The following is a 22,283-nucleotide window of genomic DNA, read 5'->3' on the forward strand; positions in this document are numbered from 1 at the left end:
TCAGCGCACCTCCGTGTCGGGCAGCGAGTCCAGCAGCGCGCGCGTGTAGGCGTGCTCGGGCTCGCGCAGCACCCGCCCGCGCGGGCCCGACTCCACCACCAGGCCGTCCTTCATCACGCTCACCTCGTCGGCCACCGCCGACATGACGCCCAGGTCGTGCGTCACCAGCAGCACGGCCAGCCCCAGCTCGTCGCACAGACCGCGCAGCAGCCGCAGCACGCCCGCCTGCACGGTCACGTCCAGCGCCGTGGTCGGCTCGTCCGCGATCAGCACCTTGGGGGAGCAGGCCAGCGCGATGGCGATCGCGATGCGCTGCCGCATCCCGCCGGAGAACTGGTGCGGAAAGCGCCCGTACGCCTCGGCGGGCCCGGGGATGCGGACCTTGCCGAGCAGCTCGATCGCCCGCTCCCGCGCCTCCGCCTTGCCCAGCCGCAGGTGGTGGCGCATGTGCTCGGTGAGCTGGGTGCCGATGGTCAGCATCGGGTGCAGGCTGGTCGCCGGGTCCTGGAACACCATGGCGACCTCGCCGCCGCGCACCCGGTTCAGCTCCTTGGGCGGCAGCCGCAGCAGGTCGCGCTCGCCGAGCGTGATGGAGCCCGACGCCTTCGCGCCGTGCGGCAGCAGGCCGAGCACGGCCAGCCCGGTCATCGTCTTGCCCGAGCCGCTCTCCCCGGCCAGCCCGTGCACCTTGCCGGCCTCCAGCCGCAGGTCCACGCCGCGCAGGATGTCCTTGCCGCCGATCGTCACCTTCAGGCCGGCGATGTCCAGCGTCACAGGGCACGCTCCTTGATCGCGCGGGCCGTACGGGGGTCGAGCGCGTCGCGCAGCGTGTCGCCGAGGAAGTTGAACGCCAGCACCACGGTCAGGATCGCAAGACCCGGGAACGTCGCCACCCACCAGCTGTCGAACACCTCCACGCCCGACGCCACCATCGCGCCCCACTCCGGCGACGGCGGCTTGGCGCCCAGGCCGAGGAACGACAGGCCCGACAGCAGCAGCAACGCCGTGCCGATGTCGAGGGTGGCGAGCACCAGCACGGGGCCGGTCACGTTCGGCAGCACGTCCACGCGCAGCGACCGCCACACCGAAAAGCCCAGCAGCCGCCCGCTCAGCACGAACTCCCGCTCCCGCACGCCCAGCACCAGGCCGCGCGTCACCCGCGCGTACGCCGGCCAGGCCACGACCAGCACGGCCAGCACCGCGTTCGTCAGGCTCGCGCCCAGCGCCGCCGCCACCACCATGGCCAGGATCACCGTGGGGAACGCGAACACCAGGTCCGCCACCCGCATGATCGTCTCGTCCACCCAGCGGCCGAAGTAGCCAGCGCACGCGCCCAGCAGCCCGCCGATCAGCACCGACAGCGCCACCAGCAGCAGCGTCAGCGGGATCGACACGCGCGCGCCGTACATGACGCGGCTGAGGATGTCGCGGCCGAGCTGGTCGGTGCCGAACCAGTGGCCGGGCCCGGGCGCGGCCAGCCGCGGCAGGTCCTGCGCCAGCGGATCGTGCGGCGCCAGCACCGGCGCCACGAGCGCGATCACCAGCCAGGCCACCGCCAGCACGGCGCCGGTCACGGCCAGCGGCTGCCGCCACGCCTGGGGCAGCCGCCGCAGCAGTCCCCCTCGGGCCAGGGGGTCACGGCGTCTCATTGCAGCCTCACTCGGGGATCGATGACGCCGTACAGGACGTCCACGATCAGGTTGATCACCAGGTAGACCACGCCCACGACCAGGCCGACGCCCATCACGGCGGGCAGGTCGAGGGTGGTGGCGCTCTTGTACGCGTACTGGCCGATGCCGGGCCAGGCGAAGATGGCCTCCACCAGCACCGTGCCGGACAGCAGGCTGCCGAACGCCAGGCCCGCCACCGTGATCACGGGCACGAGCGCCGAGCGCAGCACGTAACGGAACAGGATCGTCCGCCCCGGCAGGCCCTTCGCCCTGGCCGCGCGCACGTAGTCCTGGCCCAGCACCTCCAGCACCGCCGAGCGGGTGAAGCGGGTCAGCAGGCCGATCGTGTAGAGCGCGAGCACCAGCGCCGGCGTGATCAGGTGGCCGACGGCGGAGGTGAAGATGTCCCAGCGTCCGGCCAGCAGCGCGTCCACGGTCGCAAGGCCGGTCACCGGCGGGGCCGCGCCGAGCGCCGCGTCCACCCGGCCGCTGCCCGGGGTGAGCTGCAGCCGGTAGAAGAAGACGTAGAACGCCACCAGCGCCAGCCAGAACGTCGGCACCGAGATGCCGATCAGGCTCAGCACCCGCAGCGTGTGGTCCGGCAGCCGGTCCCTGCGCAGCGCCGCGATCACCCCGAACGCCACGCCCAGCACCAGCGAGACCAGGATCGCCGCGCCCGCCAGCTCGAGCGTCGCCGGGACGTACTCGGCGAGGTCCTGGCTGACCGGGCGGTGGCTCTGCTGGCTGGTGCCCAGGTCGCCCTGCACCAGGCCCTGCAGGTGGAGCAGGTACTGCTGCCACAGCGGCTTGTCCAGGCCGTGATCGGCCCGCCACTGCGCCACGATGGCGGGGTCGCCGAGCGCCCGCTGGCCGAGGTTCGCCGCCACGGGGTCGCCCGGCACGAGGTTCGTCAGCACGAACGTCACCAGCGTGATGCCCCACGCCATGAGCACGGCGAGCAGCACGCGCCGCACGAGGAACCGCGCCAGCGGATGCCGCACGCGCCCTTTCTCCTTGGAGCCGGCGGCGCTTCGGCCCGCCGCCGGCTCCGGGGTCTCCGACACCTGCGACGTCCCCTACTTCACGCCGAGGTCGGCGATGTCCACCGTCCACACCGGGTGGTACTCGATGCCGGTCACCGACGCGGCGGCCACGATGTTCTGGCTCGGCTGGATCAGCGGGACGAACGGGCCGGCCTCGTTCAGCTTCGTCTGCACGTCCACGTACGCGGCCTTGCGGGCGTCGTCACCGATCGCCGCGGCGGCCTTCTCACCGAGGGACTCCAGCTCCTTGGCCGCGCCCTCCTTCCAGCCGGCCCGCAGCCCCACGGTCTTGCCGGGCAGGAACGCCAGGTAGTCGCTCGGGTCGGGGTAGTCGGGGCCCCAGTACCACAGCCCCATCTCCTCCTTGCCGTTGCGGTAGTTGTCCAGCGCCGTCGTCACCGGGGCCGGCTGCAGGTCCACCGTGATGCCGACCTCCTTGAGGTTGGCCTGGATGCGCTCGGCAAGCGGCTGGAACGACAGGCCGTTCACGGTCAGCTCGCTCGGGTACTCCAGCTTCACGGCCGGGTTCGACAGGCCGCTCTCGGCCAGCGCCGCCTTGGCGCCCTCGACGTCCCGCTTCGCGGCCTGGCCGGCCGGCAGCGCGCCCAGGAGCTGCGACGGGATGACGCCCGGCGCCTGCGCCGAGCCCTCACCGGCCAGCTCCAGCAGGCCCGCGTAGTCCACGCCCTTGCGCACGGCCTCGACGAACTTCGGGTTCGTGGTGGTCTTGCTGATCGCCGGGTCCTGGTTGGCGAGCAGGAACAGCACGTTCGCCGACGGCGTCTTCTTCACCTGCAGCGTCGGCGGCATGCCGGTGACCTGGTCGCCCGACAGGTTGAGCGCGATCTGGCTGTCGCCGCGCTGCACGTTCAGCTTCTGCGTGGCGGCCTCGACGTTGCGGATGACCACCCGGTCGTAGGCGGGCTTGGCGCCGTAGTACTTGGGGTTCGCCTTCAGCGTCACCTGGCTGCTGACGTTGAAGGACTCGATCTGGTACGGGCCGAGCTGGCCGAGGAGTTGTTCAGGTACTGCTCGGCCTTGTCCTGCGGGTCCGTGGTCGCGCCGTGCTCCTTGGCGACCTTGCTGTTGATGATGCCGAGCGCCGGGTTCGGCAGGATGTACGGCAGCGCCGGGTTCGGCGACTTCGACGTCAGCGTGATCGTCGAGTCGTCCTCCTTGGCCACCTCGACACCGTCCAGCAGGAACGACGGCGTACCCTTCATGTCACGCACCCGCGTGAGCGAGAACACCACGTCGTCGGCGGTCACCGCAGACCCGTCGGCGAACGTGGCGCCCTGCTTCAGCTTGAGCGTCAGCGTCTTGCCGTCTTTCGACAGCTCGTACGACTCGGCCAGCGCCGGCACCGGCTTGGTCACATCGGCACCGTCGAACGTCAGCAGCGTCTCGTAGACCGCCTTGCCCACGATGAGCCCCGTCGGCTCGTACGTGCGGCCGGGGTCCGCGGTCTTCAGGTCGAAGGAGGTGTCGATGACGAGGGTCTTGCCCCCGGCGGCCCCCGAGGCCCCGGAGGTGGGAGTGGTGCCGCCGCTTCCGCAGGCGGCCAGGGCGAGTGCACCGGCGAGCAGCACAGCCGCCGTCTGCGAGCGGGTCGCCATGTAAGTCCTCCAAGATTGGACGTTCGGCAGAAGGATGTCGAGGATTGTGCGGCAGAACGTCCAGGCTCTGTGCGGTCGGCGAGACGTCTATGAACAGCGGTGAGGTACTAATGAGTGAAATTTCCAGAAATGGGGTCGCCGGTGGCGGTCAGCCTGGACGGATCGGAATCGGTCTCGAACTGGACGAGATCCACATGAAGATCCTCGAAGTGCTCCGCGAGAACGGCCGCATCTCCGTCTCCGCCCTCGCCGAACGCGTCGGCATCTCCCGCGCCAACGCCTACACGCGCTTCGAGGCGCTGCGCGCCGACGGCGCCATCAAGCGCTTCACCGCCGAGATCGACCACGTCAGAGCCGGGCTCGGCATCACCGCGCTGATCTTCGTCACCGTACGCCAGCAGATGTGGAAGCAGTTCAGGGCCGAGCTGGCACGGATGCCCGAGGTCGAGTACTGCGCGATCACCACCGGCCAGCACGACGCCATGATCCAGGTGCGCGTCGGCGACGTGGCCGCCGTGCACTCCATGGTGACCGACCGGCTCGCCAACATCCCCGCCGTCAAGGCCACCGAGACGGTGTTCATCCTGGACGAGGTGCTCAAGCGGCCGTACGTGCTGCCCAGCGACCGCGACCACGCCGCCCGCGCCCAGCGGCGGCCCGCTCCGGAGGCGCAAGGGGACGTGCCGCTGGGCAAGATGCGCTTCGTCGGCGCCGCCGAAGGCCGCGCCGCCCTCCGCAAGGACACCTGACCCTCGCATGGACGCCTGGGGCGGCCCCACGCCGGCCGCCCCACGTCGAACCTGCCCGCTCGCTCCGGCCCGCTCGATCCGGCTCGCACCTCCTTACGCGGTCCTGCCGCGTCACGGAGCGGACCGCTGCCGGCCCTGCCGAGGTGGCCACCGGCCTCTTCGGGACCGTTGCCGGCACCGCTGAAGTGTCCACCGGCCTCTTCAGGGCCGGGCCGGCCACCTCGGCTCCGACGATGCCGCCACAAACCCAAGTACCGCCGGGGTGAGTGCCTGAGCCTCCCGGATCAGGTTCCGGTAGGCCAGAAACATCACATGGCCTGAAGCCAGGGCGTCAGGGCACCTCGACGCACACGCTGACATGGGGCGTGTCGTCGCCCTCGAAGCTGAACTCCTCCACCAGCCGCAGCCGCCCGTCATCGCCGGTCTCGATGCGGCTGGTGCTCTTTCCCGCCGCCTTGCCCCCGGCCACCAGGGCGTGCACGTAGGAGATCGTCACCTGGTCGCCGTCGCGCGTCCCGACGAAGCGGCCCTGGGTCACGGTGTCGCCGGTGTAGCTGCCCCACACCAGCCCGTCGTCCTCCCAGTACTCGAACCGCGTGGGACCATCGGGGTTGACCTTGCTGGCCGTCGAGCTGACCATGACGAATTTACGACCGTTGAGCTTCACACGGTCCATGGTCCCGAGATTTCCGAAATTTCATCATCCGGCTGGACATCTAGTGAGCGATCCAGTCACCACCCGAACAATCCGTCCAGCCCGCCCCCGACCAACCTCCACCCCGCCACACTCCCAGTCCACCACCCGCCGCATCTTCGAACCCGCCACCCCACGGCACCTTCAAGCCCGCCGCTCCGCCACACCCTCCAGCGCGCCCTTCCATGGCGCTTTTCGAGCCCGCCCATCCACGGCACCTTCCGTCCGCCGCTTCGCCGCGCACTCCTGTCCACCACTCCACTGCGCTCTCCGTCGTCATCTCTCCCACGGGCTCCGTACCTCCGCTGAGGCCGGTGCCGGCCGCGCGCCACCTCGGCCGACCGCACGCCCCTTGTGTCCCCTTCGCAGGCCACTTCGCTCTCGCTCCGCGAACGGCCCGGACGCTCCCACCTCCACCCCACCCCCGAGATGATCACTTAGCCGGATTTTCCGTACGATTGCGGCTCAGGGTCTGGCCCAGGGATCACCCCGGGGCACGTCCCCGGGGCCTTTACTGTGGGCCCTTCCTGGCGGCTCGCCGGGGGTATGGGCTTGCCCTGGACTTTACCTTTGCGCGCCTGACGCCATCATTGCACTGTGTGATAGTAATGTGACACTGCGTATCCGAAAGAGGTGCGGGAGATCTTCATGGTGGCGTACACGCTATCGATCTTGGCGGCAGTGGGCGCTGTGGCGCTCACGGCGCTGGTGTTCAGGCGGGTCAAGAGAGCCGGCGAGGACCGCGATCCCGGCGGCCCTTCGGCCTCGCACGCCGGGGCGATGCTGTCGGCGATGTTCCTGCTCGTGTTCGCCATCGCGATCATCGTGCCCTGGACGACCGCCGACGCCGCCAGGCTCAACACCCACGCCGAGAGCCAGGCCGCCGTCGACGCCTACTGGGCCGCCGCCGAGCTGCCCGGCAGCGCGTCGGAGGAGGTGCGCCGGTCGCTGCGGGAGTACGTCGCCTTCGTGGTCAGGGACGAGTGGCCGCTCATGGCGGAAGGCAGGATGCATCCGGTCGGCGGCGAGCGCTTGGACAACCTGCGCGCCCGGGTCACCGCACTCGAAACCCGCGACGACGAAGAGACCGACGCCAAGGCCAACGTGCTCGAACACCTCAGCGCACTCTCCACCGCCCGCGCCCAGCGCACCGCCGACGCCGCCGCCCGGCCGCCGGACGGCCTGCTCTTCCTCACGATCCTCACCGGTGTCCTGGTGATCATCTTCCCGTTCCTCGCCGGGGCCAGGCCGCGGGGGCTCGCGATCCTGCCCCTGGTGGCGACCGCCGCGCTGATCGGCTTCGGCACCTACTTGACGTGGGACATCTCCCGTGCCTTCGACGGGCCTTTGGCGGTCGGGCCTGATGCGTTCAGGAGCGCGCTCGATGAGTTCGCCCGGATCGCCGGAGGTATGTGACCGTGGGAGCCAGGCGCGCGCCGCTCCTGCTGGCCACTGCCCTGATCACCGCCACCGTGACCGGCCCGGCCACCGCCGGACTCCACACCTCTCGGACGCAGAATGCCGCCACCACTTCTCGGACGCAGGATGCCGTTGCGGCATCTCGCGCCTCACAGGGCGCTGCGGCGGCTCACGCCCCGCAAGGTGCCGTGGCGGCTCACGCCCCGCAAGGTGCCGCGGTGGCTCACGCCTCGCAGGAGGCTGTGGCGGCTCGCGCCTCAGGGGCGGCGGCTCGCGGGTCGCAGGGGGGCGTGGTGGGTCGCGGGTCGCAGGCTGCCGGGGTAGCCCCTCGATCGCGGGGCGGGTGGGCGGTCTCCCAGGTGCAGGGCGCAGGGACGGTTGCCGACACCCAGGGTGCGCGGCCGGCTGCGCAGCCGCAAGGCGCGGGGACGCTGCCTCAGGCACAAGGCCCCCGCGCGGTTCCTCGGGCGAAGGGCTCGGTCGCAGCCGGCAGCGGGGCGTCGTGGGAACGCGGTTCGCGGCGTGCGCGGGACGCGGATGACGCGGTGCGAGCGGTAGAAGGTGCGGCGCGGGCGGCGGATGGCACGGCGCGGGGCGCGGACGACGCGGCGCGGGTGCGGGCAGCCGGGGTCGCGCAGGTGCCGGTGCGGGGGAGAGCGGCCGCAGCGGTGCAGGTGCCGCTGCGAGCGGGGGCGGCACAGCCTGTGCGGGTGTCGCGTCCCGTTCCGGATCCTGGACGGGTGCGGCTGCCCCGTCCCACCTCCACCCAGCCGGTGATGAAGCCCCGTCCGGTGCCGAAGACGTCCGTACGCCCACCGGCGCCGCCCAAGCGGGTCACCGTCGGGCCGAAGGTCCGGGTGCCCCGCGTGTGGGTGCAGAGCTCGCCCCGTCCCAGGGTGTCGATCTCGATGCCGCGCGCGAAGCGGAACGCCGCCCCGCAGGTCACGGTGCCTCAGGTGACGGTCTATCCGGACGGGCTGTGCGCGGGCGACGTCCACCTCGGGGAGTGCCCGCGCGGCAGGCCGGGGCCGGTGCCGAGGGCCGTGCCGGCTCCTCCTGCACCGGTCCGGGTGCCTGCGCCCGCCCCGACCCGAACGCCCACTCCCACTCCGTCCCCGACCCCGTCGGCCCGGTCGCACGCCCTGCAGATCAAGCCTGCGGAGCGGCGCCCCAACCCGCTGGGCACCGTGCTGCTCACGGTCGCCCTGGTGACCGCGATCACCTCGACCACCGCCGTCGCCTTCAGAGCCCGCTGAGCCTGCTCACTCGACGCGCCCGTCGGCGGGTGCGGGCATCGAAGAGCCGAGCGGTGATCGCACCGGGCAGTCGCAGCTCGTGCGGTGGGCACGCAGGGCGGGAGTGCCCGCCGCACGTCACACACCGGGTCAGGAGATCTGCGACTTCAGGGCCTCCGTGCGGGTGGTGAGGGTCTTGCGGAGGGCGGTCGCCTCCTGGGCCGCCTTCGCGGTGTCGGCCCCGGCGTTGCGGTTGTAGGCCGCCAGCGCCTCGTCGAGGAGCTTCGTGGCGGTGCCGCCCGCCAGCAGCTCGCGGTACAGAGCGGCGTACTCGCGCAGGTAGAGCCGCTGGAAACCGGCGTCCTTGAGGAAGCGGTCCTTCAACGTGTGCCCGGGACGCATACCGACGCCTCGGCGCTCAGGGGGCACCTGAGCCTCCCGGCCCTGCTGCTCCTGCTGGTCGGGCGCGCCGGCGCGGGCGCGACGGCCGCCGAACCGCATGCCGACCGTGTCGTTCGGCCCGGCCGTGGCGTCGCCGCTGAACGCGAAGTTGAGGTCCCAGCTGATCACCTGGAACTTGGAGGTGCGCAGGTCGTACCAGAGGTAGTAGTTGCGCCCAGGCCCCGCCATGTCGTCGAAGTTCAGCATCAGGTTCTGCAGAGCGGCGTAACGGGCGAACGACTCCACGTCCATCCGCTCGGCCAATCCCTTGGAGAACTCCTCGTCCGAGGCCTCGTCCACCCACTTGATGAAGTCGATGACCGGCTGGAGGTCGCGCTGGCCCTTGAGGTTGATCTGCTTGAAGTCGTCGACGTACGCGGTCTGGTCCTCGCCCTGGTAGGTGAACTGGCTGGAGGCCAGCGACTTGTACAGGACGCCCTCGCCGAGGCGCTCGGCGTACCCCTCGTCCAGGTACTCGACCAGCAGGCGCGGCTTCGATGCGCGGCCGTTGACGGAGAACGAGGCGTACGCCGAGCGCTGGGTGGGCTCGCCCGCCGCCCCCACCATGGCGATGGCCAGCGCCTCGTTGAGCAGGGCCGACGACTGCTGCATGGCCGGGCGTACGGCGATCTGGCTGTGGCCCTGGTAGCGGCGGCCCGCCACGAACTCGTCGAAGCTGATCAGCCACGGCAGGTTCTCCGGCTCCTCGGCCTTCAGCTCAGGGGGCCGCCCGTTGCCGGGAGGCGCGTCGTTGCGGCGGCCCCGCCCGTTCTCCTGTGCCTCCCCGTTCGCCGGGGGTTGCGCGTTCTGCTGCTCCTGGCCGTTCTGCTGCGTCTGCCCATCGGCCGGTGGCTGCTCATCGGCGGGCGGCTGTCCGTCGGCGGGTGGCTGGCCGTTGGCCGGGGGCTGTCCGTCGGCGGGCGGCTGCCCATCGGCCGGGGGCTGCCCGTTGGCCGGGGGCTGCCCATCGGCCGGGGGCCGGCCGTTCCGCTGTTGCCGGCCGCCGGGCCCGGTGCGCGGGCGGGTCCGCCCCTTCCAGGTCAGCCCCTGCAGCGTCGAGTTGCCCTTGAGCCGGATCCCCACGCTCGGGATCCTGGTGCCGTCGATGGTCAGGTCCGCCTCGACGTACTTCTTCTCGCCGTCCTTGAAGTACTCGGTCAGCATGTCCTGGTAGCCCTCGTCGCGGAAGGTGAGCGTCACCTCGTGCGGCACGGAGGTGTCGAACAGCTCGCGGGTGCCGGTGAGGTCCTGGACGACGTCGCCGGTCCGTACGGTGCCGGAGGTGGTGACGTACGGCCGGATGGTCCCGCTGCCGAACACCCCCCAGCACGCCGCCAGGAACGCCGTGCACAGCGCGACGAGCTTCCAGTTGTGCCGGAGCTTGACGGGGATGCGGTGCTTGAGCCGATGCGGCTGTGCCATGACGGGGCCCTCACAGGTCGGTCTGGTCGTACCCGGTCAGGACGGTGACGTTCTGGCCGTGGTTGCGCTCGCGCAGCGCGGCGATGACGTCCGCGGGCTCGCTGCCCTTCTTGATCTTGACCGTGTACATGAGCTCGAGCAGCGCGCCGCCCCGGATCGACTCCATGCTGACCAGCTCGAACTCGTCGGTGTGGCGGATGAGCACGTCCTGGATGACGTGCGTGTAGTCGTCGTCGGACGGCACCTGCACCTTGACGACCTGCCGGCGCACGTTGAGCTGGAACCAGTTGAACCGGTGCATGATCATGATGATCAGCGAGATCGCCACGGCGGCGACCACGGCCAGCAGGTAGAACCGGGTGCCGACGGCCATGCCGACGCCCATCACCAGGAAGATGAAGCCGACGTCCCGCGTCTCCTTGATCGCGTTGCGGAACCGCACCACCGACAGCGCGCCGACCAGGGCGAACGCGCGGGCGATGTTGGAGCCGACGACCAGCATGATGAGCGAGATCAGCATGCCGAGGATGACGAGCGTCTGCACGTACGACTGGCTGTAGGAGACGTTGCGGTGCGTCGCCCGGTACACCCAGCCGATCATGGCGCTGAGCACGAACGACAGGGCCATCGCGAGCGCGATGTCGGCGACGCTGAACGTGCCCGACAGGTCCTGGAAAGAGAAGTCCATGGGAGTCACGCCTCCTTGGCGATGGTCATGGCCGGAGCGCGGCCGGGGGCGGGGCAGTCGAGGTCGAGGTCGTGGCCGGGGATGTGGAAGAGCGAACGGGGCGCCAGCCCATACGCCTCCACGCTCTGGCAGTACTTGGAGACCCGGACCACCTGGAGGTTCCGCTTGGCCGTCAGGTCGGTGAGCCAGTACGGCACCCGCTCGTTGGCCTTGACCTCCATGATCACTTTGCCGGGCGGGATGATGAACCGGTTCTCCGCGTCGGCGCCCAGGTGGAAGTCCCGGTCGCGCCCGCGCACCCGGTGGTCGAACGTCACCCGCAGGCCCACGTCGGCGCCGCGGCCCACGTACGCGTGCCGCTGGTAGCCGGTCATCGCGGTGGCCCGCAGGTCGAGACGGCAGACCAGGTCGAGCACCTCTTCGAGGAAGGCCCGCTCGGACGGCTCGTGCGCGACCATCGCGCGCCCGTCGCACAGCGCGATCGCGTCACGGTACGGCAGCCGCACCCGGCGCTTCTGGGTGACCCGGTTGACCCGCTGCTTGATCTCCACGAAGACCGGGGTGCCGCCGGTGACCTGGAACCGGTCGCCGTAGTGGCGGATGCGCAGCTTCCTGCGGAACTTGAGGCCCTCGATCTTCTCCCAGTAGAAGCGCAGATGCCGGGTGTCGTAGTAGACGCTCCAGATGCCGTACCCGTTGTCACCGCTGTGCCGGTCGCGGTCGAGCAGCTTCTCGATCTCGGCCCGCAGTTCGCCGGCCGTGGCGGCGTCCACGAGGTACTTGATCTCGTATCGGTTGAACGCGTGCAGCTTGCTGGGGGCGCGCAGCGCGTGTCCCGCCTCGTCGTGGGGAGGGCCGGGACTGGCGGGCTGACCTGCGGAGACGGTAGGTCTGCGGAATCTTCCCAGCATGTCTCTCCTTCCGTGTCAGCCCATATGGGACCGCAACAAGCTGGGAATAATGTGTGAACGCCGCCTTACCGCTGCGGGACGGCCGGGAGCAGCACGCGGAAGGCCGTGCCACGGCCGGGGCGGCTGCGCGCCTCGATGCGGCCGCCGTGCGCCCCCACCAGGGCGGCCGCGATCGCGAGCCCCAGCCCGGTGCCGCCGCCGCGACGCTTGCGCGACGGGCCGGCGCGATAGAAGCGGTCGAAGATGCGCGGCAGATGCTCGGGGTCGATCCCCGGCCCCTCGTCGCGCACCTCGATCACGGCGACCGGCTCCCGCACGTGATCGGCCCCGGCGTGCACCACGGCCGCCGCATCATCACATGCTCCGGCCTGACCGAGCACCACGTGGACGGGCGTGCCCGGCGGCGTGTGGGTGATGGCGTTGCCCACCAGGTTGGCGAGGACGCGGTGCAGCCGGTGCTCGTCGCCGAGCACGCGTACCGGACCGTCGCCCAGCACCAGCTCCACCTCGCGCCCGGGGTCGCGCGCCCGCGCCCCGTGCACCACGTCGCCCGCGATGACGGGCAGATCCACTTCGGTCATGTCGAGCGCGCGCTCCTCGTCGAGGCGGGCGAGCAGCAGCAGGTCCTCCACCAGCACGCCCATCCGCTCGGCCTCACCCTCGATGCGGCTCAGGATGCGGGCCACGGCGGGGTCGGGGTCCGGCCTGCCGTGCCGGTACAGCTCGGCGAAGCCGCGAATGGAGGTGAGCGGCGTGCGCAGCTCGTGGGAGGCGTCGGCGAGGAAGCGGCGCAGCCGCTGCTCGGAGCGCTCGCGCTGGCGCAGGGCCTCGCTGAGGCGGCCGAGCATGACGTTGAGCGCGTGGCCGAGCCGGCCCGTCTCGGTGCGCGGGTCGCTGTCGGAGACCCGCCGGTCCAGCTCGCCGGCCGCGATGGCGGCGGCCGTGCGCTCCATCCGGGTGAGCGGGCGCAGCCCGATGCGTACCACGACCAGCGCCACCGCGCCCAGCAGGACCAGCACCAGGACGCCCGCCGCCGCCTCGATGAGCAGGAGCTGGCGCACGGTGCTCCGGTGGGACTCGAGCGAGAGCGAGACGGCGGCCCGGTTCCCGTCGTGCATGCGGACGATCATCGTGCGCCACTCGCCGTCACCCGACCTGTCGGGCACGGTGAACGGGGCGGCGGGCGGGTGTTCGAGCAGCTCGGGCGGCACGTCGGGGCCGTCGCCCGTGCCGGGCAGCCGCCGCACGACCACGCCCGACCCGGCGAACACCGTGACCCGGAACTGGGTGGGCAGCTCCACCTCGCCGCCGCGGCGCGGGGGCGGCGGCGGAGCGCCGGGCGGCGGGCCGTTGCCGAACGAGGTGGCGAACGCGGTGAGCTGGGCGTCCACGCGGGCGAGCAGCGAGCGGTCGAGCAGCAGCACCCCCGCCGCCGCGAACACCGCCAGCGCCGCCGCCGACAGCCCGAGCAGCGCGGCGAGCAGCCGGTGCCGCAGTGGCCATGCCCGGCCGCGCCGGCGCGGAGCGTCGCCGTGAGAGGCTTCCATCAGCGTTTCCGGTCCATCAGCGCCTGGTCGCGCAGCGAGTAGCCGACTCCGCGCAGCGTGTGGATCAGCGGCGTTCCCGCGGCGTCGATCTTGCGGCGCAGATAGCTGATGTACGACTCCACGATGCGGCTGTCGGCGCCGAAGCCGTGGTCCCAGACGCGGTCGAGGATCTGGGACTTGCTCACCACCCGCTCGGCGTTGATCATCAGGTAGCGCAGCAGCGCGAACTCCGTCGGCGACAGGTGGATGTGCCGTCCCGAGCGGCGCACGGCGTGGGTCTCCTCGTCCAGCTCCAGGTCGGCGTAGCGCAGCAGGCCGTCGTCGAAGGACTCCTCGCGCGACCCCGTACGGCGCAGGATGGCGCGGATGCGCAGCACCACCTCCTCCAGGCTGAACGGCTTGGCCACATAGTCGTCGCCGCCCGCCGTCAGCCCCGCGATGCGGTCCTCGACCGTGTCGCGGGCGGTCAGGAACAGCACCGGGGGACCGCCGCCGTCCGGGCGCAGCCGCTGCGCCACCGCGAAGCCGTCGAGGTCGGGCAGCATCACGTCGAGCAGGACCAGGTCGGGCCGCTGCCTGCCGACGCTCCTGAGCGCCTGCGTGCCCGACGCGGCCGTGCGGACGCGGAACCCGTTGACCTCCAGGGCGTCGAGCAGCAGCTCGCGGATGTTGGGCTCGTCGTCCACGACGAGCACCACCGGTGCTGGGTTCATGCCGCCTGTTCTACCGCGCGCCCGGGAAGACCGGGATAAAACCGCTGGTATCGCGGACTCGCCGGACGGTAGAAGGGAGGGCGTGCGGAGAAGCGAGGACGGCGAGGAGATCCTGACGGGCGGCGGCGTCAACCACGTGGTCCGCGTCGCGGGCACCGTACGCCGGCCCACCGGCCCGTGGACGCCCGCCGTGCACGCGCTGCTGCGCCACCTGGCCGGACGCGGCTTCACCGGCGCTCCCCGGGTCCACGGCGTGGACGAGCAGGGGCGCGAGGTGCTCGGCTTCGTGGCGGGGGAGACCGCCGACCACCCGCTGCCGGCGTGGGCGCGTACGGACGAGGCGCTGACCGGCGCGGCCCGGCTGCTGCGCCGCTACCACGACGCCACCGCCGGTTTCACGCCGCCGCCCGGCGCCGTCTGGTACCTTCCGCCGGTCGAGCCGGCCGAGGTGATCTGCCACGGCGACGTGGCGACGTACAACACCGTGTTCAGGGACGGCGAGCCGGTCGCGTTCATCGACTTCGACACCGCGCACCCGGGACCCCGGCTGTGGGACGTGGCCTACGCCGCCTACCGGTTCGTGCCGCTCACCGATCCCGGTCACGCGGGCGGGGCGCCGGTGGCGGAACAGGCGCGCAGGCTGGGGCTGTTCGCCGGCGCGTACGGGCTCGGCGACGACGCGCTGAAGGCGCTGCCCGATATGGCGGTGACCAGGCTGGAGCGCCTGGTCGCCTTCATGCGCGAACGCGCCGCCGCGGGCGACGCGGCCTTCGCCGGCCACGTCGCCCGCGGGGACGACCGTCTCTATGAGAGGGACATGGCGCACCTGGCCAGGCACGCCGGCGAGCTCACTTGCCGAACCCGGCGGTGAGGCCGGCGAGGAGCTGGCGGCGGCCCACCACGTACAGCACCAGGATGGGCAGGGTGGTGAGCACGACCGAGGCGAGCACCGCGGGCACGTTGATGCTGTACTGGCCCTGGAACGACCAGAGCGCCAGCGGCAGCGTGCGCTTGTCGGGGCTCTGGGTGAGCACGAGCGGCAGCAGGAAGCCGTTCCAGATCTGCAGCGCGTTGTAGATCGTCACCGTCACCACGGCGGGGCGGGTGAGCGGGAACGCGAGCTTCCAGAGCATCTCGCTCTCGGTGGCGCCGTCGATCCGCATGGAGTCGAACAGCTCCTTGGGCACGTCCCTGATGAAGTTCGACAGGACGAGCACCGACAGCGGGATCGCGAACGCGATCGACGGCAGGATCAGCGCCATCAGCGAGTCGTACAGGCCGAGCTGGATGATGATCAGGTAGATCGGGATCACCACGGCCTGCAGCGGGATCGCAAGGCCCATGAGGAACATCGAGTTCGTCCAGCGCAGCAGGCGGCTCCTGCCGCCGCGGACGATCGCGTACGCCGCCATGAAGCTGACCAGCACGGCCGGCACCACGGCGCCGACGGTCGCGATGACGCTGTTGATGAAGTACTGGATGAAGTCGGCCTCGATGACCAGGCGGTAGTTCGCCAGCGTCGGCTCGGCCGGCGGGGCGAACGGGTTCTCCTGGTAGTAGTTCGACTGCGACTTGAAGCTGGTGATGACGATCCAGTAGATCGGCACGACGACGATCACCAGCCACAGGATGCTGGTCAGGCTGGCGATCCAGTTGGGTCGTTCCTGGCTGCGCGAGACCCGGCGGCGGTGAGCCGGTCCCGCCGCGAGCGTCTCGCGCCTTTGAGCCCTGGTGGGGGCGGTGGTCATGCGTCAGGCCCCTTCAAGCTGGCTGTGGCTTTGGTCTCGGCCGCCGAGCCGGCGCAGGAACAGCGACAGGGCGAGGCCGACGAGGACGAGGATGACCGCGATCACGCTGGCCGGTCCCATGAGGTTGGCCTGGAAACCGCGCTTGTACATGTCGAGCGCGAGCACCCTGGTGGCGTCGCCGGGACCGCCGGCGGTCAGCACGAAGATCAGGTCGAACAGGGTCAGCGAACCGACCACCATCAGCGTCGACGACGTGATGATCGTGTACTTGAGCTGCGGCAGCGTGATGCTGAAGAACCTGCGCACCCGGCCGGCGCCGTCGAGCTCCGCGGCCTCGTACATCGAACGCGGGATCTGGCGCACGCCGCCCTGGTAGATCAGCGCGTGGAACGGGATGTACTGCCAGGACACCACGAAGATCACCACGCCGAAGGCGAGCACCGGCTCACCGAGCCAGTCCTGCACGAGGAAGGGGATCCCCAGGCCGGCGCTGAGACCGAAGTTCGGGTCGAGCAGCGCCTTGTACGTGATGGCCAGCGCCGCCGAGCTGAGCAGCAGCGGAATGAAGAAGATCACCGACAGCACCGCCCGGTACCGCTGGTGACCGGCCAGGAAGGTGCCCATCAGGATGCTCGCGGGCGTCTGCACCGCCCACGAGATCGCCATGACGAGGAAGGTGATCCACAGCGCGTGCGGCAGGCCGGGATCCGAGAGGATCGCGGTCCAGTTGCTGAACCCGGCGACACCGATCTCCCCGAGCCCGTCCCACTGCGCGAAGCTGAGGGCGAGCACCCCCACCAGCGGAATGAGAGCGAAACCGACGAAGAACACCAAGGCCGGGATGGTCATCCACCCGAGGGAGCCGCGCCGGCCCGCCCTGGAGGCGGGCCGGGCGGTCGTCATCACAGCGCTCACTTGCCGATGACCGCATTCATGTTGGTGGCGAACTGCTGCGGCGAGATGCTCAGCTGGAACAGCTTGGCGATGTTGTCCAGCAGCACCTCGGCGGCCGTCGGGCTGAGCGCCTGGTCCCACGACTGGGCGAAGGACTTGGCGTTGACGGCGATGTTGTAGACGAAGGTCAGGAAGTCCTTGTCCTCGGAGTTGGCGAACTCCTTGTCCGCGCCCTTGATGATCGGCACGGCGCCGGTGCCCACCCACTCCTTGACGGCCGTGTCGTCGATGAGCGCGCCGGCGAAGAACTTCTTGGCGATCTCCTTCTGCTCGGGCGTCGCCTTGGAGGAGATCGAGATGTACTGGCCGGGGTTGCCCACGGTGTTGCCGGGGTCGCCCTTGCCGCCGTCGATCGGCGGGAAGTTCATGTAGCCGAGGTTGCCGCCGGAGACGAAGTCGCCGCCGTCGGCCTTCATGCTGCCGTACGTCCAGCCGCCGTGCAGCATCATCGCGGCCTTGCCGGTGTAGAGCAGCGCCTGGTCGGCGTTGGAGTCGGCGGTGATGGAGGAGAAGCCCTTGACGAAGCCGTTCATCTTGACCAGCTTCTGGATCTCTTCCAGCGCCTTGATCGCGGTCGGGTTGGACCAGGCGTCCTTCTCACCGTCGAACACGGCCTGGAAGATCTCCGGACCGCCCATGCGGTCGAAGAGGAACTCCAGCCACATCATGTTCGTCCAGCGCGACTGGCCGCCCAGCGAGAACGGCGCGATGCCCTTGGCGTTGAACTTCGGCACCAGGTCGAGGATGTCGCCCCACGTCTGCGGCGGCTGGGCGCCGATCTTGTCGAAGGCCCGCTTGTCGTAGTAGAGCACGATCGGCTGCAGGGTCTCGCACGGCATCGCGTAGATCTTGCCGTCGATCGTCGCCGCGCCGAAGGACGAGGGGAACAGCTTGTCCTTGACGGCCGGGTTCTGGTCGAACCACTCGGTCAGGTCGTCGACCTGGCCGGCCTGCACGTAGCTGCGCAGGGTGCCGCCGCCCCAGCCCCAGATGAGGGTGGGGGCCTGGCCGGCGCCGATGGCCGTCTTGATCTTGGTCTTGTAGGCGTCGTTCTGGAAGGTCGTGCCGACGATCGTCCCGTTGGGGTTGGCCTTGTTGTGGCGCTCGATCGTCCGGGTGCGCACACCCTCCTGTGGCTGCGTCGACAGGTACCAGTACGTGGCGCTGTTGGCACCGCCACCACCGGTGGTCGCGTTGCCCGTGCCGCCACCGGCGCCGGTCTGGGTGGGTCCTGTGCCGCCGCAGGCGGCGAGTGCTGCTCCTAGGGGGACACCCATGGAGACGAGGCTGAGAAAGTTGCGGCGAGAGGTGGTTGTCCTGGACTCCACGCTGATCTCCGTACTTGAGTGCCGCGGGCTGGGGGTCGCGGCTCGTTGATCAATGGATGCGATGACCGGCGGTCGTGGATTGGCACCCTAGTGCCACTCTTCCACTCCTCCTAGTGTCAGCTCATCGAAACATTTTCGACATGACCGCGGGGGTCGCCAATCTAGGTTTCGAAAATAGTGGTGTCAAGACCTTGTCGATCAGGGAAACATCTGGCTATCTGATGTGGCGCGTGTAAGGTAGCAGCGCGCGTGCTCTTAGCTGGAGGTCTGGGACGGCGAAGGCCGCGCGCGGAGATCGGCACCGCTGTCGAAACATTTTCGAAAAGTTACGTGAAGACCGCACCTTCTTAAGGAGCGCAGTACATGACGGCTCTAGATCGGACCCCGACGGCGGATCGGGCACTGCGCCCGTGGCAGGACCCGGCGCTCGCCGTGGCCGACCGAGTCGAAGCCCTCCTTGCCGAGATGACCCTGGAGGAGAAGATCGGCCAGCTCGGCAGCCGGTGGGTCGGCAACGACATGAGTCAGGCCGAGGAACCGGAACCGGGCGCCGAGCCGCTGAACGTGGCACCCATGCAAGACGTCTTCGCCGCCTCCGGCACCATCCCGCTGGAGGAGGCGGCCCGGCACGGCCTCGGCCACCTGACCCGCGTCCACGGCAGCGCACCCGTCACCCCGGAGGAGGGCGCGGCCGAGGTCGTCCGCCAGCAGCGGATCGTGATGGAAGGCTCCAGGCTCGGCATCCCCGCCATCGTGCACGAGGAGTGCCTGACCGGCTTCACCGCCTTCGGCGCCACCGTCTACCCCGCCGCCATCGCCTGGGCCGCCACGTTCGACCCCGACCTGGTCGAGCGCATGGCCGCCGCCATCGGCCGCGACATGCGGGCCGTCGGCGCGCACCAGGGCCTGTCGCCGGTGCTCGACGTTGTCCGCGACTACCGGTGGGGACGGGTCGAGGAGACCATGGGCGAAGACCCGTACCTGGTGGCGACGCTCGGCGCCGCCTACGTCCGCGGCCTGGAGAACGCCGGCGTCATCGCCACGCTCAAGCACTTCGCCGGCTACTCCGCCTCCCGCGCCGCCCGCAACCACGGCCCCGTGCCGATGGGCCGCCGCGAGCTGCTCGACATGATCCTGCCGCCCTTCGAGACCGCGATCGCGCTCGGCGGCGCCCGCTCGGTCATGCACTCCTACTCCGAGGTCGACGGCGTCCCCGCGGGCGCCGACCCGTGGCTGCTGACCGAGGTGCTGCGCGATGAGTGGGGCTTCACCGGCACCGTCGTCTCCGACTACTGGGCCGTTCCGTTCCTCGCCACCATGCACCGCATCGCCGCCGGCACCGAGGAGGCGGGCGTCCACGCGCTCACCGCCGGCGTCGACGTCGAGCTGCCCGACACGCTCGGCTTCGGCGCGCACCTCGCCGAGCGCGTGCGCAGCGGCGAAGTGCCCGAGGAGATCATCGACAGGGCCGTGCGCCGCCTGCTCACCCAGAAGGTCGAGCTCGGCCTGCTCGACCACGACTGGACGCCCGAGAAGTCCGTCGCCGGCGCCGCCGACGTCGACCTCGACTCGCCCGCCAACCGCGCCCTCGCCAGAGAGCTGGCCGAACGCTCGATCATCCTGCTCGACGCCGGCACCGCGCTGCCGCTGCTCGGCGAGGGCCGCACCGCGCCCCGCCGCGTCGCCGTCGTCGGGCCCGCCGCGCACGACCCGCGCACGTTCATGGGCTGCTACGCCTTCCCCAACCACGTGCTGCCCCGCCACCCCGGCCTCGGCCTCGGCATCGAGGCGCCCAGCGTGCTCGACGCGCTCACCGCCGAGCTGCCCGACGCCGAGGTGCGCTACGAGAAGGGCTGCGAGGTGCGCGGCGACGACCGCTCCGGCTTCGCCGCCGCCGTGGCGGCCGCCCGCGAGGCGGACGTGTGCGTGGCCGTCGTCGGCGACCTGGCCGGGCTGTTCGGGCAGGGCACGTCCGGCGAGGGCTGCGACGCCGAGGACCTGCGGCTGCCCGGGGTCCAGGCCGACCTGCTCGCCGAACTGGCCGGCACGGGCACGCCCGTGGTCGTCGTCGTGGTCTCCGGGCGCCCGTACGCGCTGGGCGAGGTCCGCGACCGCGCCGCCGGGCTCGTCCAGGCGTTCATGCCCGGCGAGGAGGGCGGCGCCGCCATCGCCGGCGTGCTGACCGGCCGCGTCCAGCCCACCGGCAAGCTGCCCGTGCAGATCCCGCGCACGCCCGGCGGCCAGCCCGCCACCTACCTGCAGCCGCCGCTCGGCACCGACAGCCACGGCATCAGCAACCTCGACCCGACCCCGCTGTTCCCCTTCGGTTACGGCGCCTCCTACACCACCTTCGAGGTGTCGGACCTGCGGCTCAGCTCCGCCGAGGTGCCCACCGACGGCGAGTTCACCGCCACCGTCACCGTGCGCAACACCGGAGCGCGGGCCGGCGCGGAGGTCGTCCAGCTCTACATCAACGACCTCGTCGCCCAGGTCACCAGACCCGTCAAACAACTCATCGGATACGCCCGCGTCCCGCTCGAACCAGGCGCCGACGCCGAGGTCACCTTCCGGATACACGCGGACCGCACCTCCTTCACCGGGCGCGACCTGCGCCGCGTCGTCGAACCCGGCGACATCGAGGTGCTCGTCGGCACCTCGGCCGCCGACCTGCCGTGCCGCGCCGTCGTACGATTGACCGGCCAGGCCCGCCACGTCGGCCACGACCGGCGCCTCGTCACACCCGTCGAGGTGAGCGCCGGCACGGCCGCGGGGCAGTCTCGGCAAGGGGGTGCAGATGCCGCCCAGCTCTAGACGGGCCACACTCGCCACGGTCGCGGCCTCCGCAGGAGTGTCCGTCGCGACCGTCTCCAAAGTGCTCAACGGCCGCAGCGACGTCTCCCCGGCCACTCGCTCCCTGGTGCAGGAGCTGCTCCAGCAGCACGACTACGTCGCCCCCGCACCGCGCCGCGAGCAGGCCGGGCTCGGCACCGTCGAGGTGCAGTTCGACACCGACCTCAACGCCTACTCCACCGAGATCATCCAAGGCGTGATCGAGGCGGGGGCCGAGGCCGGCGTCGGCGTCGTCGTCAGCATCAGGAGAGGCGAGGCCCGCACCACCGCCTGGGCGCGCAGCCTGGTCGCCGCGGGACGGCGCGCGCTCATCGCCGTCACCAGCGAACTGACCGCAGGACAGCCCGCCGCGCTCAGCAGGGCACGGCTGCCGCTCGTCCTCATCGACCCGCTCAACCTGCCGCGCACCCGCGTGACCAGCATCGGCTCGACCAACTTCGCCGGCGGGCTGGCCGCCACCCAGCACCTGCTCTCCCTCGGCCACCGGCGCATCGCCTACATCGGCGGCCCCGCCACCGCCGCGTGCAACCAGGCGCGGCTGCACGGCTACCGGGCGGCCATGGAGGCCGAAGGGGCGCCCGTGCTGCCCGGCTACGTGCGCTCCAGCCACTTCCACTACCAGGACGGCGTCGAAGGCGGAGCCGCCGTGCTCGACCTGCCGCACGCCCCGACCGCCATCTTCGCCGGCAGCGACGAGATGGCCGTCGGCATCATGGAGGCGGCGCGGGCGCGCGGGCTGCGCATCCCCGAGGATCTGAGCATCGTCGGGTTCGACGACACCCAGATCGCCAAGGTCACCTCGCCGCCGCTCACCACCGTCCGGCAACCGCTGCGCGAAATGGGGCAGGCCGCGCTGCGGACCGCGCTGCGGCTGGCGGAAGGTGAGCGGGTGGACTCGCATCATGTGGAGCTCGCGACCGAGCTGGTCGTCCGCGGCTCCACGGCCCCGGTCCGCAAGCCCTGAGGTGTGACCGCTCACCCCGGGTCCGCCCCTCGTACCGGCCCGGAGTCTGTCACGCACGCTCTTCGTTGCCGTCCACTACTCACCCCCCGACCTCTCGTCCCCGTCCGCACCCGGCCGCCCAGCCCTTCGTCCTGGCCGCCTGCCGTCCGGGCTCCTGCCGGTTCCCGGCCCGGACCGGGCGCTCCCGGCCACGGGCCGCCCTTTCTCCCGTCGGCGCTTTCCGGCGGGGGAGGGGGAGGCGGCTCAGCGGCCGTCCTTCGCTGCACCTCCGTCCTGGCGGGGCCGGACGGG

The 22,283-nt window shown here is 71.1% G+C and carries 20 protein-coding genes; 6 read left to right on the forward strand and 14 right to left on the reverse strand.

Annotated features, from left to right (window positions below; all coding sequences use genetic code 11):
- The 5 genes from ACFMQL_RS30565 to ACFMQL_RS30585 form a co-directional block, all read right to left on the reverse strand.
- Positions 1-774, reverse strand: coding sequence for an ABC transporter ATP-binding protein (locus tag ACFMQL_RS30565; RefSeq protein WP_364053336.1), 774 nt, complete (start codon positions 772-774; stop codon positions 1-3).
- The gene (locus tag ACFMQL_RS30570; protein WP_364053333.1) at positions 771-1,649 is read right to left on the reverse strand and encodes an ABC transporter permease; all 879 of its coding nucleotides are present in this window, start codon (positions 1,647-1,649) and stop codon (positions 771-773) included. The genes ACFMQL_RS30565 and ACFMQL_RS30570 overlap by 4 nt, the downstream gene beginning before the upstream one ends.
- Positions 1,646-2,671, reverse strand: a complete 1,026-nt coding sequence (locus ACFMQL_RS30575; RefSeq protein WP_364053330.1) for an ABC transporter permease — start codon at positions 2,669-2,671, stop codon at positions 1,646-1,648. Before ACFMQL_RS30575 ends, ACFMQL_RS30570 begins: the two co-directional genes overlap by 4 nt.
- Before the next feature lie 75 nt (positions 2,672-2,746).
- The gene (locus ACFMQL_RS30580; RefSeq protein ID WP_378790224.1) at positions 2,747-3,703 is read right to left on the reverse strand and encodes an ABC transporter substrate-binding protein; all 957 of its coding nucleotides are present in this window, start codon (positions 3,701-3,703) and stop codon (positions 2,747-2,749) included.
- A complete protein-coding gene (locus ACFMQL_RS30585) occupies positions 3,673-4,329 on the reverse strand; it encodes an ABC transporter substrate-binding protein (RefSeq protein ID WP_378788239.1) in 657 nt (218 codons plus the stop codon). The genes ACFMQL_RS30580 and ACFMQL_RS30585 overlap by 31 nt, the downstream gene beginning before the upstream one ends.
- Before the next feature lie 110 nt (positions 4,330-4,439).
- On the opposite strand from ACFMQL_RS30585, the gene ACFMQL_RS30590 reads away from it, so the two are divergent.
- Positions 4,440-5,078, forward strand: a complete 639-nt coding sequence (locus tag ACFMQL_RS30590) for an Lrp/AsnC family transcriptional regulator (RefSeq protein WP_378788241.1) — start codon at positions 4,440-4,442, stop codon at positions 5,076-5,078.
- Between the two features lie 331 nt (positions 5,079-5,409).
- Here the strand turns inward: ACFMQL_RS30590 and ACFMQL_RS30595 are convergent, their stop codons facing one another.
- Positions 5,410-5,745 (reverse strand): hypothetical protein, encoded by a 336-nt coding sequence (locus ACFMQL_RS30595; RefSeq protein WP_378788243.1) that lies wholly within the window; start codon positions 5,743-5,745, stop codon positions 5,410-5,412.
- Between the two features lie 660 nt (positions 5,746-6,405).
- Between ACFMQL_RS30595 and ACFMQL_RS30600 the strand changes: the two genes are divergently transcribed.
- Both ACFMQL_RS30600 and ACFMQL_RS30605 read left to right on the forward strand, forming a co-directional pair.
- Positions 6,406-7,188: a hypothetical protein gene (locus ACFMQL_RS30600; protein ID WP_364053318.1), complete on the forward strand. Its 783-nt coding sequence runs from the start codon at positions 6,406-6,408 to the stop codon at positions 7,186-7,188.
- Between the two features lie 743 nt (positions 7,189-7,931).
- Entirely contained in the window at positions 7,932-8,447 is a 516-nt protein-coding gene (locus tag ACFMQL_RS30605; RefSeq protein ID WP_378788245.1) for a hypothetical protein, read from the forward strand.
- Between the two features lie 129 nt (positions 8,448-8,576).
- Here the strand turns inward: ACFMQL_RS30605 and ACFMQL_RS30610 are convergent, their stop codons facing one another.
- The 5 genes from ACFMQL_RS30610 to ACFMQL_RS30630 all read right to left on the reverse strand — a co-directional run bounded on the left by ACFMQL_RS30610 (position 8,577) and on the right by ACFMQL_RS30630 (position 14,148).
- Complete coding sequence (locus tag ACFMQL_RS30610) at positions 8,577-10,289, reverse strand: CotH kinase family protein (protein WP_378788247.1); 1,713 nt, start codon at positions 10,287-10,289, stop codon at positions 8,577-8,579.
- Between the two features lie 10 nt (positions 10,290-10,299).
- A complete protein-coding gene (locus tag ACFMQL_RS30615) occupies positions 10,300-10,977 on the reverse strand; it encodes a DUF4956 domain-containing protein (RefSeq protein WP_364053309.1) in 678 nt (225 codons plus the stop codon).
- 5 nt (positions 10,978-10,982) lie between these two features.
- Positions 10,983-11,888: a polyphosphate polymerase domain-containing protein gene (locus ACFMQL_RS30620; RefSeq protein WP_364053306.1), complete on the reverse strand. Its 906-nt coding sequence runs from the start codon at positions 11,886-11,888 to the stop codon at positions 10,983-10,985.
- Between the two features lie 65 nt (positions 11,889-11,953).
- Positions 11,954-13,435 (reverse strand): sensor histidine kinase, encoded by a 1,482-nt coding sequence (locus ACFMQL_RS30625; RefSeq protein WP_378788249.1) that lies wholly within the window; start codon positions 13,433-13,435, stop codon positions 11,954-11,956.
- Complete coding sequence (locus ACFMQL_RS30630; protein WP_378788251.1) at positions 13,435-14,148, reverse strand: response regulator transcription factor; 714 nt, start codon at positions 14,146-14,148, stop codon at positions 13,435-13,437. The genes ACFMQL_RS30625 and ACFMQL_RS30630 overlap by 1 nt, the downstream gene beginning before the upstream one ends.
- Positions 14,149-14,230: 82 nt before the next feature.
- On the opposite strand from ACFMQL_RS30630, the gene ACFMQL_RS30635 reads away from it, so the two are divergent.
- Positions 14,231-15,019 carry an aminoglycoside phosphotransferase family protein gene (locus ACFMQL_RS30635; protein WP_364053297.1) on the forward strand — a complete coding sequence of 263 codons (789 nt, stop codon included), beginning with the start codon at positions 14,231-14,233 and terminating at the stop codon, positions 15,017-15,019.
- On the opposite strand, the gene ACFMQL_RS30640 is transcribed toward ACFMQL_RS30635, so the two are convergent.
- The 3 genes from ACFMQL_RS30640 to ACFMQL_RS30650 are packed head-to-tail and all read right to left on the reverse strand — an operon-like array spanning position 14,997 to position 18,127.
- Complete coding sequence (locus tag ACFMQL_RS30640; protein WP_378788253.1) at positions 14,997-15,896, reverse strand: carbohydrate ABC transporter permease; 900 nt, start codon at positions 15,894-15,896, stop codon at positions 14,997-14,999. The genes ACFMQL_RS30635 and ACFMQL_RS30640 overlap by 23 nt on opposite strands.
- 3 nt (positions 15,897-15,899) lie before the next feature.
- Positions 15,900-16,799: a carbohydrate ABC transporter permease gene (locus tag ACFMQL_RS30645; protein ID WP_378788255.1), complete on the reverse strand. Its 900-nt coding sequence runs from the start codon at positions 16,797-16,799 to the stop codon at positions 15,900-15,902.
- An 8-nt stretch (positions 16,800-16,807) separates the two neighbouring features.
- The gene (locus tag ACFMQL_RS30650; protein WP_364053288.1) at positions 16,808-18,127 is read right to left on the reverse strand and encodes an extracellular solute-binding protein; all 1,320 of its coding nucleotides are present in this window, start codon (positions 18,125-18,127) and stop codon (positions 16,808-16,810) included.
- Positions 18,128-18,541: 414 nt separating this feature from the next.
- Between ACFMQL_RS30650 and ACFMQL_RS30655 the strand changes: the two genes are divergently transcribed.
- Together ACFMQL_RS30655 and ACFMQL_RS30660 are read left to right on the forward strand one after the other, a co-directional pair.
- A complete protein-coding gene (locus ACFMQL_RS30655) occupies positions 18,542-20,989 on the forward strand; it encodes a glycoside hydrolase family 3 N-terminal domain-containing protein (protein ID WP_364053285.1) in 2,448 nt (815 codons plus the stop codon).
- On the forward strand, positions 20,973-21,992 hold the full coding sequence (locus ACFMQL_RS30660) for a LacI family DNA-binding transcriptional regulator (RefSeq protein ID WP_364053282.1): 1,020 nt from the start codon (positions 20,973-20,975) through the stop codon (positions 21,990-21,992). The genes ACFMQL_RS30655 and ACFMQL_RS30660 overlap by 17 nt, the downstream gene beginning before the upstream one ends.
- Positions 21,993-22,283: the final 291 nt, after the last annotated feature.

Origin of the sequence: Nonomuraea fastidiosa (genome assembly GCF_042751225.1) — a bacterium.
Lineage (GTDB): Bacteria > Actinomycetota > Actinomycetes > Streptosporangiales > Streptosporangiaceae > Nonomuraea > Nonomuraea fastidiosa.